General features: G+C 31.9%; 16 protein-coding genes. 7 read left to right on the forward strand and 9 right to left on the reverse strand.

What is annotated here, in order from left to right; all coding sequences use genetic code 11:
• Window positions 1-146: 146 nt before the first annotated feature.
• Window positions 147-833: an ABC transporter ATP-binding protein gene (locus D3P13_RS07340; RefSeq protein ID WP_117880673.1), complete on the reverse strand. Its 687-nt coding sequence runs from the start codon at window positions 831-833 to the stop codon at window positions 147-149.
• A gap of 339 nt (window positions 834-1172) precedes the next feature.
• Window positions 1173-3578, reverse strand: coding sequence for a DUF5916 domain-containing protein (locus tag D3P13_RS07345; protein WP_117880675.1), 2406 nt, complete (start codon window positions 3576-3578; stop codon window positions 1173-1175).
• A 159-nt stretch (window positions 3579-3737) separates the two neighbouring features.
• Here D3P13_RS07345 and sucC point away from each other — a divergent pair, with 159 nt between their 5' ends.
• Together sucC and D3P13_RS07355 are read left to right on the forward strand one after the other, a co-directional pair.
• Window positions 3738-4934 (forward strand): ADP-forming succinate--CoA ligase subunit beta, encoded by a 1197-nt coding sequence (gene sucC / locus D3P13_RS07350; RefSeq protein ID WP_117880677.1) that lies wholly within the window; start codon window positions 3738-3740, stop codon window positions 4932-4934.
• 22 nt (window positions 4935-4956) lie between these two features.
• Complete coding sequence (locus D3P13_RS07355; RefSeq protein ID WP_117881225.1) at window positions 4957-6261, forward strand: serine hydrolase domain-containing protein; 1305 nt, start codon at window positions 4957-4959, stop codon at window positions 6259-6261.
• On the opposite strand, the gene D3P13_RS07360 is transcribed toward D3P13_RS07355, so the two are convergent.
• The 7 genes from D3P13_RS07360 to D3P13_RS07390 form a co-directional block, all read right to left on the reverse strand.
• Entirely contained in the window at window positions 6262-9111 is a 2850-nt protein-coding gene (locus D3P13_RS07360; RefSeq protein WP_232829151.1) for a TonB-dependent receptor, read from the reverse strand.
• A 20-nt stretch (window positions 9112-9131) separates the two neighbouring features.
• On the reverse strand, window positions 9132-9506 hold the full coding sequence (locus D3P13_RS07365; RefSeq protein ID WP_157972855.1) for a hypothetical protein: 375 nt from the start codon (window positions 9504-9506) through the stop codon (window positions 9132-9134).
• Between the two features lie 13 nt (window positions 9507-9519).
• Entirely contained in the window at window positions 9520-10719 is a 1200-nt protein-coding gene (locus D3P13_RS07370) for an alanine dehydrogenase (RefSeq protein WP_117880681.1), read from the reverse strand.
• Complete coding sequence (gene tsaE, locus D3P13_RS07375) at window positions 10716-11147, reverse strand: tRNA (adenosine(37)-N6)-threonylcarbamoyltransferase complex ATPase subunit type 1 TsaE (protein ID WP_117880682.1); 432 nt, start codon at window positions 11145-11147, stop codon at window positions 10716-10718. The genes D3P13_RS07370 and tsaE overlap by 4 nt, the downstream gene beginning before the upstream one ends.
• 193 nt (window positions 11148-11340) lie before the next feature.
• On the reverse strand, window positions 11341-12057 hold the full coding sequence (locus tag D3P13_RS07380; RefSeq protein WP_117880684.1) for a YebC/PmpR family DNA-binding transcriptional regulator: 717 nt from the start codon (window positions 12055-12057) through the stop codon (window positions 11341-11343).
• Between the two features lie 63 nt (window positions 12058-12120).
• Window positions 12121-13182, reverse strand: a complete 1062-nt coding sequence (locus D3P13_RS07385) for a hypothetical protein (protein ID WP_117880686.1) — start codon at window positions 13180-13182, stop codon at window positions 12121-12123.
• Window positions 13183-13273: 91 nt separating this feature from the next.
• Window positions 13274-14902, reverse strand: coding sequence for an acyl-CoA carboxylase subunit beta (locus D3P13_RS07390; RefSeq protein WP_117880688.1), 1629 nt, complete (start codon window positions 14900-14902; stop codon window positions 13274-13276).
• A gap of 242 nt (window positions 14903-15144) precedes the next feature.
• On the opposite strand from D3P13_RS07390, the gene D3P13_RS07395 reads away from it, so the two are divergent.
• The 5 genes from D3P13_RS07395 to D3P13_RS22080 all read left to right on the forward strand — a co-directional run bounded on the left by D3P13_RS07395 (window position 15145) and on the right by D3P13_RS22080 (window position 16826).
• Entirely contained in the window at window positions 15145-15681 is a 537-nt protein-coding gene (locus tag D3P13_RS07395) for an NADPH-dependent FMN reductase (protein WP_117880690.1), read from the forward strand.
• A gap of 87 nt (window positions 15682-15768) precedes the next feature.
• Window positions 15769-15855: a hypothetical protein gene (locus D3P13_RS22430; RefSeq protein WP_394336455.1), complete on the forward strand. Its 87-nt coding sequence runs from the start codon at window positions 15769-15771 to the stop codon at window positions 15853-15855.
• A 61-nt stretch (window positions 15856-15916) separates the two neighbouring features.
• Window positions 15917-16108: a CDGSH iron-sulfur domain-containing protein gene (locus tag D3P13_RS07405; RefSeq protein WP_117880692.1), complete on the forward strand. Its 192-nt coding sequence runs from the start codon at window positions 15917-15919 to the stop codon at window positions 16106-16108.
• A gap of 196 nt (window positions 16109-16304) precedes the next feature.
• Window positions 16305-16553 carry a thioredoxin domain-containing protein gene (locus D3P13_RS07410; RefSeq protein WP_117880695.1) on the forward strand — a complete coding sequence of 83 codons (249 nt, stop codon included), beginning with the start codon at window positions 16305-16307 and terminating at the stop codon, window positions 16551-16553.
• Between the two features lie 90 nt (window positions 16554-16643).
• Window positions 16644-16826 carry a CAL67264 family membrane protein gene (locus D3P13_RS22080; protein WP_232829152.1) on the forward strand — a complete coding sequence of 61 codons (183 nt, stop codon included), beginning with the start codon at window positions 16644-16646 and terminating at the stop codon, window positions 16824-16826.
• Window positions 16827-16926: the final 100 nt, after the last annotated feature.

Raw genomic sequence — 16926 nt, forward strand, 5'->3', positions numbered from 1 at the left:
ATGTGTTTCGTGTTTGAAATTTGTTACTTTTATTACCGTAGTCATTGCAAGGAGCGTTGTCAAAATTTATTCTGTTAATTCATATTTAACTGCGACGTCGCAATCTCATTATTGTTACTTATGTGATAATTCAAACTGCTATCTCTTTACTGAACACCACTTACTATCCTACCATCTTTCATCTCCAGTTTTCTGTCAGCCATATTTGCCAATTCTGTATTGTGTGTTACGATGACAAATGTTTGATTAAACTCATCTCGCAAACTAAAAAATAATTCATGTAAATTTTTAGCAGAGGCTGTGTCTAAATTCCCACTAGGTTCATCGGCAAAAATAACTTTAGGATTATTAATTAAGGCTCTTGCAACCGCAACTCGCTGTTGTTCTCCACCAGAAAGTTCATTCGGTTTATGATCAACTCGATCTGATAAACCTAAGAAATCTAATATTTTTTTGGCTTCAATCTCTACTTCTTTTTTTTGTTTTTTGGCTATAAATGCAGGAATACAGACATTCTCTAACGCCGTAAACTCTGGTAATAATTGGTGAAATTGAAAAATAAAACCTATATGTTCATTCCTGAATTTGGACAATCCTCTGTCTTTTAGATTTAAGACATCTTGGTTATTTAATAGGAGTTCAGATTTTATTATTGAATTTAGACCTTTTGTAGAAGGCTTATCAAGTGTACCTAAAATCTGTAGCAACGTTGTTTTTCCAGCCCCAGATGGCCCTACAATAGCAACAATTTCACCCTGTTTTATATGAAGATCAACACCTTTTAAAACTTCTAAATCGCCGTAATATTTATGAATGTTTTTTGCAATTATCATAGATCAAAATTCTAAGCGTAAAACTACATAATAATTATTTATTTTTTAGTGTTATTTTAATCTAGCATGGATAACAAAACATGCTATGATGATGTCTTGTAGATTACAAAGAATTATTCCAATAATCAATTGCTCTTATCATTGCAGGAAGTTCAACAGTACTCACATTTTAAAACTGTAATTTTATATGCGATCTTGTTTTTTTATTAGTGACTTCCGCTTAATAATAATTGGAATTAATTTTAAAATATGAATTCACCAATTCTTTTCTTTGATTTTTGAAATTTGGTGCTTGATATTTATTTTCTCTATTCTCTATTCTCTATTCTCTATTCTCTATCAAAGCCAAGTCTTCATCTTATTATAGTCCAAGAAATAAATAAATTTTAAAGAAAAATTATTTACAATTGATTCCTCAAATAGATTGTCTAAGTTTTTACCAAAATTAAGATCAGACAAATCATCCTTATTAAATATGTTATTTCGGTATAAAGCTACGAACTGACTACCTGGAGCAAACTCCCAAGAGTAACTTAAATCTAAATTCCATATGTTGTAATTGATATTATGACTTGCCACATAGGCATTATCATCTAAAGTACCCTCGTTATTTAATGCATAAAAATTTTGATCATAGGTAACTGGAGACCAATAATGTCTAAAAGATAGTGACAAAGAAGATTTTACTGTAAAACTTAATTTACCAGATAATGAGTTCGTCACAGTTTTTACATCACGGTTTCCGAATATAATAGACGCGTCGGCTAATTGGTTTACCCATCCATTTTGATTTTTTAACATGGAATACTCAAAATCATAAATAATTTGAAATTTATTGGTAAAACGGAAACGTGGTGATAAATTAACCCGAATGTAATTTTCAGTATTGCTATACCTTTTTCTATATTTTACACGCAGATCATAGGCAAACTTTTTTCTATAATCTGTAGAAATCCAACCTCCCAATTCTAAAACTCCATTTTGTTTAAAAAAGCGTCCCGCAACTCTAGGCTCAAAATAGTCAAATTGATTTCCAATATTTGATTCTATATTTCCTCCAAACGCAAATCTTTTCTTTGTGATAAAAAAAGCATCTAATTCAAAGTCATTCCCCGTATATGAATTAGGGCTATTCAAATAGTCAATACTTGATTCAAAAGAAATACGATAATCATTGAAGAGTTTTGAAGGTTCAAAAATTTGATACGAAATTTCCCCAAAATACGAAGAACGATTATTCCTATTAATAAATCCTAAATCTTTGATATCATAAGTATCATTATTTCTGTAGTGGCCTGCACTATATTGTACATTTCCATATGTTTTTGACAACTCTAGAAATCCAGAAAATCCATCAGAAATTTCTCCATTTTCCTTGACATTACTCATTTTAAAGTTTCCTTTAATATTATATTGATTTTTTTTATCTGATATATCATAAAGGAGTCCCGTTACATTCGCATCTCTAAAACTACCATTTCTAGTTACGTTTGTATTTACTAATGTTACGGATGAGTTTTTATTAAATTGTTGATCTAATACCAAGACATTATAATTCGCTAAAGATTCCGTTACAAAATTTCTTTTTTCATCAGTTTCTGTATTTGTAATAGTAGCAGTAGTCTTTTCTGTAATCGCATTAAAAATACCAATACCCAATCCTTTTTTTGTACGACCAGATAATTTAATGGCATTTAGCATATTTACCTTGTCGGGATTATTAGTAACTTCTTCATTAAGTCCTAGATCAGCTTCGGCAGAACTTCGGTCAACCGGACGGTTTCCAATTCTTCTAGAATAAAATAGATTTCCTTTGCTAAACAGTTCTGTTCCTTCGGTGAAAAATGCCCTTTGTTCGTCATATTGAAGTTCAAAAGGTCCTAAGTTTAATTCTAAATCGTCAAAAGCTGTCTGACCAAAATCAGGAATCAATGTTGCATCTAACGTAAAGCTTTCATTGACACCATATTTTATATCTAGTCCTATATTTTGATCAAACTCAGAGCTACCATCAAAAGTTGTAAGCGAAACGGAAGCATAAGGTGAAAAACTCAATCGGGTAGGGGCTTCAATGTTTTTTAAGCCTGTTAATAATCCGGAATACTGTGTAACTTCTCCTTTACTTTTATCTATATAATTCCAAACATATTTTTCATTGATATAGTGAATTCTTCTAAAAAAATTTATCCCCCAAGTTTCAACATTAGTTGAAAAACGCAATGCGGAATAAGGTATTTTAATTTCAACAACCCAACTATCTTTATTAAACCTGACTTTACTGTACCAAACTGCATTCCACGTAAAATCTTCATCACCATTGGCTACTTTAGCATCTCCTTGAGCACCGGTACTTTGAACCACAAATTCAGTATCGTTTTGACCATCATTATTAGGATTGATAGAAATGAGGAAAAAATCTGTATTACCAAATTGATCTCTATTACCAAATTCCATCGGTACTTTATCGGGAGTATCATCATAAAGAGTAGCCCCAAAATAGATGGCTTCATCATCATAAGCTACTCTAACTGTAGTTTTTTTATTGTTTCTTTCGGCTCCACCATCTCCAGGTTCAAACATAACAAAATCTTTGGCAAGGTCTGTGTCTTGCCAAAAGGCCTCATCCAAAACACCGTCAATTACAGGAGATGCGTTGATTTTTAATATTTCAATTTCTTTAGGAACTGCTTGGGAAAAGCAAATGTTATAAATGAATAGGAGTAAAATGAATGGGTAAAATTTCATTTAGTGTATTTGAAAAGTTAGTGATTATCAAAGAGTTTACAAAACCTTACATAATCTTAAAGAGCAATTATTTGGTGAAAATAGCAATTAAATTTAAAAGTTAACCGAATTAACAAATGGTTTATTATTTTTGTAGTACTTATTCACAAAATATAAAGAATGAACTTACACGAATATCAAGGAAAAGAAATATTAAATAGTTTTGGTGTTAGAATCCAAAGAGGTCGAGTAGCTCACAGTCATAAAGAAGCTGTGGAAGTAGCTAAACAAATTGCTGCAGAAACTGGTACTGGATGGTGGGTAATTAAAGCTCAAATACATGCAGGTGGTAGAGGTAAAGGTGGTGGTGTTAAATTGGCTAAAAACTTAGCTGAAGTTGATTCTATCTCTCAAGATATTATTGGAATGATGTTAAAAACGCCTCAAACTCCTCCACAAGGAAAAAAGGTAAGTCAAGTACTTATTGCAGAGGATGTTTATTATCCAGGTGAGCATGAGCCAGAAGAGTATTATATGTCGGTACTTTTAAACCGTGAAACAAGTAGAAATATGATTATGTATTCTACAGAAGGTGGTATGGATATTGAAACTGTTGCAGAAGAAACCCCTCATTTAATATTTACAGAGGAGATTGACCCAACGGTTGGATTGTTACCTTTTCAAGCTCGTAAAATTGCTTTTAATTTTGGTTTATCAGGTGTAGCATTAAAAGAAATGGTGAAATTTGTTACGGCTTTATATAAAGCTTATGTAGAATCAGATGCTTCGCTTTTTGAAATAAACCCAGTATTAAAAACATCAGATGATAAAATTATGGCTGTTGATGCCAAAGTATCTATCGATGATAATGCTTTGTTTAGACGTAAGGAATATGCAGAGATGCGTGATTTACGCGAAGAGAACCCAATTGAAGTAGAAGCAAGAGCTGCTGGATTAAATTATGTAGATCTTGATGGAAATGTGGGTTGTATGGTAAACGGAGCTGGTTTAGCGATGGGAACAATGGATTTAATTAAACAAGCTGGTGGTGAACCTGCTAACTTCTTAGACGTTGGTGGAACAGCCGATGCTAAACGTGTTGAAACTGCTTTTAGAATTATCTTAAAAGATTCAAACGTAAAAGCAATTTTAGTAAATATTTTTGGTGGTATTGTTCGTTGCGATAGAGTAGCACAAGGTGTTGTAGATGCTTATACGAATATGGGTGATGCTATTAATGTACCAATTATAGTTCGCTTGCAAGGAACAAATGCTAAAGAAGCAAAAGAGCTAATTGATAACAGTGGTATGGAAATTATTTCTGCCACCGAGTTTAAAGAAGCTGCTGATAAAGTGCAAGAAGTGCTTGCTAAATAATATAATAGAATTATTGACACATATGAAACCGATATTACATTCAAGAATATTAATTTTTTGCGTGCTTTTATCGGTTTTTTCCGTTTCAGCACAGGATAAACTTACCTATGCAAACCCTTCAGATGTAGGTTTAGATTCCACGTATATAAATCATAATGTTGATTCTATTATGACCTTAGGAATTGAAAATCATGCTTTTCCAGGAGCTCAAGTTTTAGTAGCCAAAGACAGTAAAATTATTTTTCATAAGGCATACGGTTTTCAAACTTATGATTCCGTGCAGCAAGTTGGATTAAATGATATTTATGATTTAGCATCCGTGACTAAAATTACTGCAGCATTACCAGCAATAATGAAATTAGTTGATGAAGGTAAATTAGATTTAGACAAGCCTTTTAGTGACTATTGGAAACGCTGGAAGCATGTTAAAAATAAAAAAGACTTAACCTTACGTGAAATATTAGCTCATCAAGCTGGACTGCAACCTTATATTGTTTTTTTAAGTGAAGTATTTAAGAAAAACGGTGAGATCAAAAAACGTTTTGTAAAACGAAAATCAAAGAGGGGATATACCAACCAGGCTTATAACGGTTTGTATATAAAAAACAGATTTAATAGAAAAATGTACAGGATTGCAAATCGGTCAAAAGTTTCTTCTATCAAAAAATATAAATACTCTGGCTTAACATTTTTAATGTATCCTGAATTAGTGAAACAAATGACGGGTAAACCATTTGATACCTACTTGCAAGAAACTTTTTATAAACCCTTAGGAGCAACAACTATGGGGTTTCTACCTAAAACTAAGAATTTCACTAATACTATTATCCCAACTGAAGTAGATTCTCTTTTTAGAAAAGAATTGACAAGGGGATGGGTACATGATGAAAATGCAGCCTTACTTGGTGGCATTTCTGGTAATGCTGGGTTATTTGCTACGGCTACAGATTTAGCCAAAATAATGCAGATGTATCAAAATTATGGAGTTTATGATGGTAAACGTTATTTTTCTGAAGCTACCGTAAAAGAATTTACAAAAATTCAATACCCTGATAATGAAAATAGACGTGGATTAGGATTTGACAAACCGTCTATAGGTAATGACACCTTAACGTTGAAAGATGCGTACCCTGCACCAGAAGTAAGTGCTGAAAGTTTTGGGCATTCTGGTTTTACAGGTACTTTTATATGGGCAGACCCAAAAGAAAAATTGGTTTATATTTTCTTGTCAAATAGAGTAAATCCGACAAGAAAAAGTAGAGGCATTTACACATTCAATATTAGAAGTGCAATTCAAGAGGTCTTTTATAAAGCAAAGAAAGAGTAATTAAAAACTATAATTCAATTCTAGTAATACGCTTCTTCGCAACACTGGAAATACAACAAAACTCTCATCAGGATTCGCATTAATATAGTCTTTAGTTGCCCCATTAGCACTTGCTCCAAAACTATTAGCACCATAGAAATTGGCAAGTCCTTTAGAATTAAATAGATTCGAAACTAAAATATTGGCAGATAAGTGAGTACTTATTTGATACCCAGCACCCATATTAAATATACTATAAGAATCAAGTTCAAAACCATTGGCTACGTTTCCAAAACGTTTCCCCATATATTGCCATTTAATAAATGCTGAAATTTTATTTTTCTGATATTCGCTACTCAAATTAGTCATCAATTTAGGAGTAAAGGCTAATGTGTTACCAGAAAAGTCTAACGTTTGATCGTCACCAGTATCAACAGAACCTGCTGCATCATAGATTTTCCATTTTGTAGCTTTCGGATCTTGAACAACGCCGTTAAAACGGAATGTAATATTTTTGATAGGTTCATAAACACTTTCCCATTCTAAGCCAATAGTTCTAGAGGTATTAAATAGTATAGGGGTATAGAAAATACTGTTATTATCTGAATCAAATTCAAAATTGGCAGTACCGATATTTTTTAATTCACTCCAGAATAACGTGCTTGTAAATGAAAAGTTACTGTGGGTATATTTAACACCTATTTCAGCTTGATTTATTTTTTGAACTTCTCCTTTTTTGTTGATGGGTACATTAGAAAAATTATTAAAGTAATAATTTAATTCAGGAGCTTTATTTCCCTGTGAAAATCTAAAGAATACCGATGATTTCGTATTCATTTTATAGTTAATACCTGCAGAAAAAGAAAGATAATTGTAGCTGAAATTAAAATGATCTTTTTCACTAGTTGGTTTTAAAATACCATTATCATAAGCTGTATTGTTATTTCCATCAAGCCCACCATCTTGAATATTTGGGGCAAAACGATCTTTACTACCTTTATGATTTATGGTTTCATAACGTAACCCTAAATCTAAATTAAAATCTTCTGATATTTCCCAGTTATCATTCAAAAAAGTAGCTATTTGACTTACATTGGCTTTTGAGTTTACAAAAAACAATCCTCCATAATTACTAATTCCATCATCATCAGACAATTCAATTATAGGTTCATTGGGATTTTCAAGTGTTACTTGAAGCATTCTGGGATTGGGTTCATAAGTGACATAACCAAAACTGCCTTGGTTAAAAAATGAGTTATCAGAAAACCCCAATGCAATACCACCCGTAATATTGTGATGGTCTATTTTTTTACTTAATGTTAACTGATCCATCCACTCATCAGCTTTATTTTCGATATACCACGCCGATGTACCCATAATAGCATCGTTTGGCAATGTACCATCAGTAAGATATTGAATGGGTTGTCCTGCTAAAATACCACTATTATCTATACGAGCTACTTCAGCACCTGATTGAGCATCTTTAAAAACAACTTGTCCAATAGGGAAATCAGCACCACTTATAAAATAGGCGAGGGGATCATTTAATGAAACAAAGGCATTACTTATTGAGGTCTGCCAATTGGCACTTTTGGCAGAAAATTTAAGATTATTTTTTAAGGTCCAGTTATGCCCTAAATTTTGAGAAATATCAAACCCAAAAGAAAGATCTTTCGCATGTACACCTTGTGATGGATTAAAACTATTGGTTGCACCTTGTGCTAAGTTTCTTCCATCAGGAATGTTAGCATTAAAACTAGGCATTAATAACGAAGTAGAACTAAAGTCTTGTCCAAAAGCAGGAGTAGGGTCATTCCAATTTACGGCAGCAACACCTGTATATCTGTTGGTGAAATCATCTAATAGTTTACCATAGAATTTTAGAGTACCATTTTTATTTTGTTTAATTAAATTAAATTTAAACTGTCCACCTTTACTAAAAGTAAAATTAGTATTACGAGCACCATCATCAATTCTATAATGTCCACCTGCATTTAAAAACCAGTTATTACCTAAAGGACTTCCTAAAAATGCGTCAATTTTACGGAGGTAATTATTTTCACCTTGAAAGCCACTGGATATTTTAATGTCACCACTAAATTTATTTTGAATCCCTTTAGAAATGAAATTATAAATTCCTCCAGGAGCATTTAAAGCCGTAATAGAAGCACTTCCACCTCTTAAAGCTTCTACTTTTTCAGTTGTTAAATCCAAGCGATGAAATAAATCAGGACTAAAGTAAGAATACTGAGCAAGACTTACAGGAAGTCCATCTTCTTGAAGTGAAACATAATACCATCCCATATCATCTTCTGCTGAAGCTGAAACACCGCGTGTATAAACTTTAGTAAAAACTTCACCAGCGGAAGCATCTACAAATGTTCCAGGAATACTTGAAAGTAAATTGGCTGTACCTTGTGGATAAACCTGTTGGATCATATCAGCGTTAAGAACACTCATTGAAGTGCTTGATTCTAACTGCACTTTAGGTTCAAAAGTTCCCGTAATAACAACATTTTGTAAATTGAGTAAATCCTCTTCCAAGACAAAATTTTGTAAGATTTCTTTTTCAGATACATAGATACTATCATGTATTGTTTTATAACCAATATATGATAATGTTAAGCTATAGTTACCTGATGGAATATTTTGAAATTTGAATTGTCCCTCAACATTGGTAGTAGTCCCAGAATAAGAGGGATTCAAGACAACATTAACACCTTCTAAAAGGATACCGTTAGTATCTTTTACTTCACCATGAATGGTTGTTTGAGCAATTATATAACTATTAAATAAGCCAAATAATAGCAGTGTAAATAATAGCTGTTTATTTCGGAAACGGTTCGTTTCAATGATTGTAAATAATTCCAAATAAGTAGGTTGTTTAAGGTTTACTCGGTAAAAGTAAGCCGTTGAATAGTAATAATAGTATCACAGTTTTCAACATAAATAGAAGCTTCTTTTTCTTTAACATAGCCATCAATCCAATAATAACGACATGGTTCTTGACGGACTTTGCTTTTAGAAAAATCAATATCTCCATTGAGTAACATTTGAACAATGACGGTAGAATCAATATTTTTATCGGTCATGAGTTGAATTACATCATCATCATAAACCCTGTGTTTACTTCTTAGAATTTCTAACATTCTTGCATTAGGTAAGTAATTACAAGAAGCTTCTTTTCCGTTTAATATGATCAACAATAAAATTATTCCTATTGTAAATCCGAATCCAAAAAAGATAAATCGGCGTTTTATTTCCATTAATAGTTTAAAATTAAAAAACAAGTAAATTAATGTCGTTATAAGGTAAGCTAAACCAATCGGCTACCGCTCTATTTGTTAAAATACCATGATAAAAGTACATACCTCTTTGTAAACTTTTATCAAAACGTGCAGCATTTTCAATACCACCTTCATCTCCAATTTCTAAGAGATAAGGTGTAAATATATTACTAATGGACAAGGATGCTGTTCTTGAATAACGTGAAGGAATATTTGGTACGGCATAATGAATTACACCATGTTTAACAAATGTAGGATTGTCATGTGTGGTTACCTCAGAAGTTTCAAAACAACCACCACTATCTATACTCACATCTACAATTATAGCACCATCTTTCATTATTTGAACCATTTCGTCACTCACTAATATGGGGGTTCTTGTTCTACCTCTTACTGCACCAATAGCCACATCGCAACGCATTAAAGCTTTTTGTAATGTTTTCGGTTGTATTGTTGATGTATATATAGGAGTACCTAAATTATGCTGTAATCTTCTTAATTTGGTTACAGAATTATCAAACACCTTAACTTGAGCTCCTAGACCAATTGCAGATCGTGCTGCGAATTCTCCAACAGTTCCAGCACCAAGAATAACAACATCAGGAGGAGCAACACCTCCAATATTACCTAATAATAGTCCATTACCAACACTACTGTTATTCATTAATTCAGCTGCAATTAGAATGGAAGAAATTCCTGCAATTTCACTTAGTGATTTTACCACCGGAAAAATTCCATGTTCATCTGAAATAAAATCAAACGCTATAGCTGTAATTCGCTTTTTAGCTAATGCTTCAAAGTATTTTTTGTTTTGTGTTTTTAATTGTAATGCAGAAAATAATACGCTTTGCGGATTTATATATTCAATTTCTTTAAGTGAAGGTGGCTCCACTTTTAAAATTAAATTACATCCAAATACTTCTTCCGCATCGTACGATATCTGTGCACCTGCTTCTGAATATTCAGAATCTGTATAATTAGCACCGTCACCGGCTGTAGATTCAATAATTATCCGATGACCTTGATTGGTCAAAGCAGCAACAGCATCTGGTGTAAGACAAATTCGTTTTTCTTGTAAATGTGTTTCTTTAGGAATACCGATAAACAATTCTCCTTTTTGCTTTCTAATTTCAAGCATTTCAGGTTTCGGCATTAATTGTTCTTTACTAAACGGCGAATATTGTTTACTCATGTTGTTGAGTTATTAGATAATTGGTTAACTTTTAAACTTCTAACTCCATCTTCATTTGCTGATAATGAAATTTTATCAGCTTTTAAAGGTAACAAATTTTTAATATTCTCTGGCCATTCAATTAAGCACCAGTTATTACTATCAAAATATTCTTCTACCCCCATATCTAATGCTTCTTCTTCATCATTTATTCTATAGAAATCAAAATGATAAATGCTTTCACCTTCATTAGAAACATATTCATTAACTAATGAAAATGTAGGAGAACTTACTACGTCGTCAACCCCTAATTGTTTTACAATTTCCTTAATCAAGGTTGTTTTGCCAACTCCCATTTCTCCATAAAAAAGTAGGATTTTACTTGAAGCCGAATCGATAATTTCACTTGCTACCTCTTGTAGTTGATCTATGGTGTAATTTTTATTCATTATATACTATAAATACTATTGATATGACTGTCATTACGAGGAGCTCCATAGAATTTATGCGATAAATTCCAATTCTTAACGCGACGTGGCAATCTCATTATTATAATCTGAATGTTCATTAAGTAGTTTTGTTTTTCACGCACAGATTGCAGCGTTTTACTGCTAATTACTACTGAACATTACCATTTAATTTTCACTCCTCCATAGAATGATATACATTTTGTACATCATCTTCTTCTTCTAATTTTTCTAATAATTTATCAACATCAGCTTTTTCTTCTTCTGTTAATTTTTTAGTAGTGGTTGGAATTCTTTCAAAATCTGAAGATAAAATTTCAACATTTTTCTCATCTAAATAGCTTTGAATAGCACCAAATGATTCAAAAGGAGCATAAATCATCAGTCCATCTTCATCTTCAAAAATTTCTTCAACTTCAAAATCTATCAATTCAAGTTCTAGTTCTTCTAAATCCATATTTAATTCCTCTGTAGAAACTCTAAAGTTACACGTATGATCAAACATAAAAACAACGGAACCTGATGTACCTAAATTACCATCACACTTAGTAAATGCCGCACGAACATTAGCTACCGTTCTGTTATTGTTATCCGTCGCTGTTTCAACTAACACAGCAATACCATGTGGAGCATAACCTTCAAAAAGAACTTCCTTGTAATCTGCTGTATTTTTATCAGATGCTTTTTTAATAGCACGTTCTACATTTTCCTTCGGCATATTAGCAGCCTTGGCATTCTGAATAACGACGCGTAACCGTGAGTTCGATTCAGGATTTGGACCACCTTCTTTTACGGCCATTACAATGTCTTTACCAATACGTGTAAAGGTTTTGGCCATCGCTGACCAACGCTTCATTTTTCTTGCTTTTCTAAATTCAAATGCTCTTCCCATGTTTTATTTTATTGGGTTATTTATTCTGTTTCTAATTCTAATTATCGTTTTTTTTTAATTTCTTTAATCTACATGTATAAAATATAATGGTCTACCTGTTTGTGAAAATGTTTGTTTTGCTTTTTCATGATTATCTTCAAATGTTTCTAACGGTGTTCTTTTACAGATACCATAAGAATAATGATATTTAAGAAGTTTTAAATCTGTCTCTCCAAAGGTGATTTTTTTACCATTGCAATTTGAAAAGACACTTTCACATGGCACTTTTGAAGTTGTATAAAAATGACCTAATGAGCGTATAAAACTTTTCATTAAATATTTTTTATTTACCTCTGCGTTTTTGAACGTAGTTGTATTTATTTCCAATTTGGTATCATATATTTTTCCCTTATTCCAATAACTATGAAAATTAATATATTTATTAGCACTCATATTTTTTGAATACTTATGGCTATGATTTTCATCTATCTGATAAATGACATAATTTGACTCCTCTAAATTTGATACAAAGGAGATGTTTAAAGAATCAATCTCATTTGAAATTTTCATTGACAAATTTCGTATTACTTGTTCATATTCTTTATCTACTGATTCGCTAAAATATAATTTTATTGGTTCTGTCCATAAGACCATATATTCCTTCCTTTTGTCACTTTTTTTTGAGTGATATTTCCTGTAAACTACATCTTTATATATTTCTAATAAAGTAGAGTCAACTTTTTCATAGGGTACCGAAACGCCTCTTGGTTTATAATCTTTAACTAATACTAATGTATCATTGTTATTAAATTTAAAACTTAAAGAATCAACTTTAGTTAATGGTCTTTTATAATGTTGTTTAAATGATTTTAAGGTCATGTAAGTTCTACGTTCGCTAATGACTCTACGTTTTACACCAATTTTATTTCCTTTTTTTATTAAGCCATGGACTAAAATTAACGTGTCATTACCATTGATTTTTAATTTATTCAGATCCTCTTTAGTAATCTCCTTTTTATAGATACTTCTATATATTTTTAATGGAATATATGTTGGTCCATCTTCTTTATTTACAATTTGTTTTTGAGAAAAACTATTTGGAATTGTTATTAATAAAATAATTATAAAGTAAATATATTTTTTCATGTAATATTATTTTGATATCACCAGGTTTTAAATAAAATAATCATTAATTCTAATTTAACATATCTGAATGTAAATTTGACTCCTGATAATTTTAAACCTGCAAAATCCCCAAATTAAATTTCTTTTCAATAGGAGCGTGGTTAGCGGCTTCAATCCCCATACTAATCCAAGTTCTAGTATCTAAAGGATCTATAACCGCATCTGTCCAAATTCTAGAGGCGGCATAATAGGGAGAAACCTGATTATCGTATCTGTTTTTTATTTTGTTAAAAAGTTCATCTTCTTTTTCTTTGGTAATTTTCTCTCCTTTTTTCTCTAAAGATGCTTTTTCAATTTGTAGTAATACTTTGGCTGCAGAATTACCACTCATAACGGCCAATTCAGCACTTGGCCAAGCAAAAATAAGGCGTGGGTCATAGGCTTTTCCACACATGGCGTAATTACCAGCACCATAACTATTCCCAATAATTACGGTGAATTTAGGTACTACTGAATTACTAACAGCATTCACCATTTTGGCTCCGTCTTTTATAATGCCTCCATGCTCTGATTTACTACCTACCATAAAGCCTGTTACATCTTGTAAAAATACTAACGGAATTTTCTTTTGGTTACAATTGGCAATAAAACGTGTGGCTTTATCAGCACTGTCAGAATAAATAACCCCTCCAAATTGCATTTCTCCTTTGGCAGTTTTTACAACTTTCCGCTGATTGGCTACAATACCCACGGCCCAACCATCAATACGTGCATACGCCGTAATTAATGATTTACCATAACCGGCTTTATATTCATCATATTCAGAATTATCTACCAATCGCTTTATAATTTCGAACATGTCATATTGTTCAGCTCTTGATTTAGGTAAGATACCGTAAATTTCTTCGGGGTTTTCCTTTGGATCTAGAACTTTTGCACGATTATAACCTGCTTTATCAAAATCGCCAATTTTATCAACAATATTCTTAATCGTATCTAAAGCATCTTTGTCATCTTTTGCTTTATAATCTGTTACTCCAGAAATTTCGCAATGGGTTGTTGCTCCTCCTAGTGTTTCATTATCAATACTTTCTCCAATGGCAGCTTTTACCAAATAACTACCGGCAAGGAAAATACTTCCTGTTTTATCAACAATTAAGGCCTCATCACTCATAATAGGTAAGTAGGCCCCTCCTGCAACACAACTGCCCATAACGGCAGCTATTTGGGTAATACCCATGCTACTCATTATAGCATTATTTCTAAAAATGCGACCGAAATGTTCTTTATCAGGAAAAATTTCATCCTGCAAAGGCAAATAAACACCCGCAGAATCTACCAAATAAATGATAGGAAGTCTATTCTCAATAGCAATTTCTTGTGCTCTTAAATTCTTTTTACCTGTAATGGGAAACCAAGCTCCAGCTTTAACCGTAGCATCGTTTGCAACGACAATACATTGTTTGCCTTTAACATAACCAATTTTCACCACTACACCACCCGAAGGACAACCACCATGTTCTGCATACATTCCTTCTCCAGCAAATGCTGCTATTTCAATACGATTAGACTTATTATCTAACAAATAATCTATACGTTCTCTAGCCGTTAGTTTGCCCTTAGCATGTTGCTTTTCAATCCGTTTTTTACCACCACCATTATAAACATCACGTAATTTATCTCTGAGAGCTCCAACTTGTAATTTGTTGTGGTCTTCGTTTTTATTAAAATTTATATCCATAAAATTGATTTCGATAGCATTGGCTAAAATACAAAAATAAACGATTTTTAATCTATAATATTTCTGGATTTTTACCATTTCACCTCTCCTTTAGAGAGGTCATAACTTTGTTTTTTTAAAGTTATGGGTTAGGAAAAATAAAAAGTTTTTAAAACAATATCAGCCTATCATTAGATACCTTTAAAAAGAACTTTTTATCGTATCTTTGATAAAATCTTAATATATAAACCTTATTTTATTAAATGCCTAAAAAGGAAATTATTGCATTTGCAGGAAGTAACAGCAAACAATCTATAAATAAAAAACTGGTTGTTTTGGCATCGGAAGAATTAAAGAAGATAAAGGTGAATATATTAGATTTAAATGATTTTGAGTTACCTTTATATTCTATTGATGAAGAAAACGAAAATGGATACCCAGAAGCTGCCCAACGATTTAATGAATTATTAAATAATTCGGACGGTATTATTCTTTCATTGGCGGAGCATAATGGAGCCTATTCGGTGGCTTTTAAGAATGTTTTTGATTGGGTATCTCGAATTGATAAAGTTGTTTGGAAAAATAAACCTATGTTGCTTTTGTCAACATCACCAGGTGGTAGAGGAGGAGCCTCAGTTATGGAAATAGCACTGGGCAAATTTCCAAGAATGGGTGCTGATATTATAGCTAATTTTTCATTGCCTTTTTTTAATGATAATTATAGCGAAGCAGGCATTACTGATAAACAAATGAATATTGAATTTTTAAAAGGAATTAACGATTTTGAAATGGCTTTATAAAAATGGAAGCTTCAAAAGAAATAATAAAGGAGTATAGTAATCAAGAATTATAAACCTGATGTTTGTATCCATTCTAAGTTATGTTGGATAGGTTTATTACAAGTTTTTAATCCCCAAAACAGACCTTGGGTAAATATGAATGGAGCTGCTCAGAGCGTATTGAAAATTAAGTAAATGCATGTCTTTCAGGTGCACTAACCATTAAAAAAGATTTAAATAAAGAAATAAAGAAATAATGAAAAGTGAAAACATTAAAATTACTGTAGCGGAAAACGGACCACTATTAGTTAATGGAACTTGTGCAGTTACCAACACAGATGGTTCAATTGATATAAAAGAGAAAATAACCGCTTTTTGTAGATGTGGTGCATCAAACAATAAACCATATTGCGATGGGGAACATAAAAAAATTAATTTTATAAGTTAAACTTAATGTAATAGAAATTATTTGCAGGGATATTGACATAAAAGATCAGTGCGATGTTGTAGTCACTGTTAGTTTTCAAGTAAAAAAGGAATCGTAATTATACCGCTTTGTTCGTTCAAATAATCTGTAATTGATAAAACAGTAACGTATTTAGAGGCATTAGCTTGATTTTGTTTTAATAACTAAAAATTAGAAAATGGAAATAATCATTTATGGTAAAAAGGAAGATGCTCACACGGTGGCATTCAAAAACTTTTTAAGAATGGCTGAAATTGATTTCATTTACAAAAATTTAGCTATTGACGAAGAAGCGGCAAAGCATACAAAAGAATTATATGATGGAGCTATTAAATACCCAACACTAATTGTAGATGGTGAAGTGTATTTGACCCCAACTTCAGATACTTTTAATAAAGTGATGAAAGAATTGCACTTAAGAGGCTAAAATTTGGCGTTTTCTAATTGTATGTGCCTTTTATTGGCATTTCTAAATATTTGTAACGATATTTGCTCTACCAACTAAACTTCTAATATTATGATAATGAATAAAAATACCGTATTGGGTTATGCCACGTTAATTATGATTGCAATGGGTGTAATATTAATTGCTCTAGGAGCTTTTAGATATGATGATGTTGCGGGATGGGGTTTTGCTGCTGTAGGTATCGGTTTCTTCGCAAATGCATGGGTGTTTAATGCACTTAAAGGACGTGTGTAAAAAGAGCACATTCCTTGTCATTCCTTAAGGTAAGAGAATTTTGATACTTAAAATAGTCAATTATACTGCCTAGACCTCGTAGTAAAGATTTCAAAAATTA

The sequence above is a fragment of the Aureibaculum luteum genome (genome assembly GCF_003449015.1).
GTDB classification, from domain to species: domain Bacteria; phylum Bacteroidota; class Bacteroidia; order Flavobacteriales; family Flavobacteriaceae; genus Aureibaculum; species Aureibaculum luteum.

What these genes read in the sequence shown, in the direction of transcription:
- sucC (WP_117880677.1), top strand. Translation starts at nt 3,738, where the DNA reads ATGAACTTACACGAATATCAAGGAAAAGAAATATTAAATAGTTTTGGT.
- D3P13_RS07355 (WP_117881225.1), top strand. Translation starts at nt 4,957, where the DNA reads ATGAAACCGATATTACATTCAAGAATATTAATTTTTTGCGTGCTTTTA.
- D3P13_RS07390 (WP_117880688.1), bottom strand. Translation starts at nt 14,902, where the DNA reads ATGGATATAAATTTTAATAAAAACGAAGACCACAACAAATTACAAGTT.
- D3P13_RS07395 (WP_117880690.1), top strand. Translation starts at nt 15,145, where the DNA reads ATGCCTAAAAAGGAAATTATTGCATTTGCAGGAAGTAACAGCAAACAA.
- D3P13_RS07405 (WP_117880692.1), top strand. Translation starts at nt 15,917, where the DNA reads ATGAAAAGTGAAAACATTAAAATTACTGTAGCGGAAAACGGACCACTA.
- tsaE (WP_117880682.1), bottom strand. Translation starts at nt 11,147, where the DNA reads ATGAATAAAAATTACACCATAGATCAACTACAAGAGGTAGCAAGTGAA.
- D3P13_RS07380 (WP_117880684.1), bottom strand. Translation starts at nt 12,057, where the DNA reads ATGGGAAGAGCATTTGAATTTAGAAAAGCAAGAAAAATGAAGCGTTGG.
- D3P13_RS07340 (WP_117880673.1), bottom strand. Translation starts at nt 833, where the DNA reads ATGATAATTGCAAAAAACATTCATAAATATTACGGCGATTTAGAAGTT.
- D3P13_RS07385 (WP_117880686.1), bottom strand. Translation starts at nt 13,182, where the DNA reads ATGAAAAAATATATTTACTTTATAATTATTTTATTAATAACAATTCCA.
- D3P13_RS07345 (WP_117880675.1), bottom strand. Translation starts at nt 3,578, where the DNA reads ATGAAATTTTACCCATTCATTTTACTCCTATTCATTTATAACATTTGC.
- D3P13_RS22080 (WP_232829152.1), top strand. Translation starts at nt 16,644, where the DNA reads ATGATAATGAATAAAAATACCGTATTGGGTTATGCCACGTTAATTATG.
- D3P13_RS07365 (WP_157972855.1), bottom strand. Translation starts at nt 9,506, where the DNA reads ATGGAAATAAAACGCCGATTTATCTTTTTTGGATTCGGATTTACAATA.
- D3P13_RS07410 (WP_117880695.1), top strand. Translation starts at nt 16,305, where the DNA reads ATGGAAATAATCATTTATGGTAAAAAGGAAGATGCTCACACGGTGGCA.
- D3P13_RS07370 (WP_117880681.1), bottom strand. Translation starts at nt 10,719, where the DNA reads ATGAGTAAACAATATTCGCCGTTTAGTAAAGAACAATTAATGCCGAAA.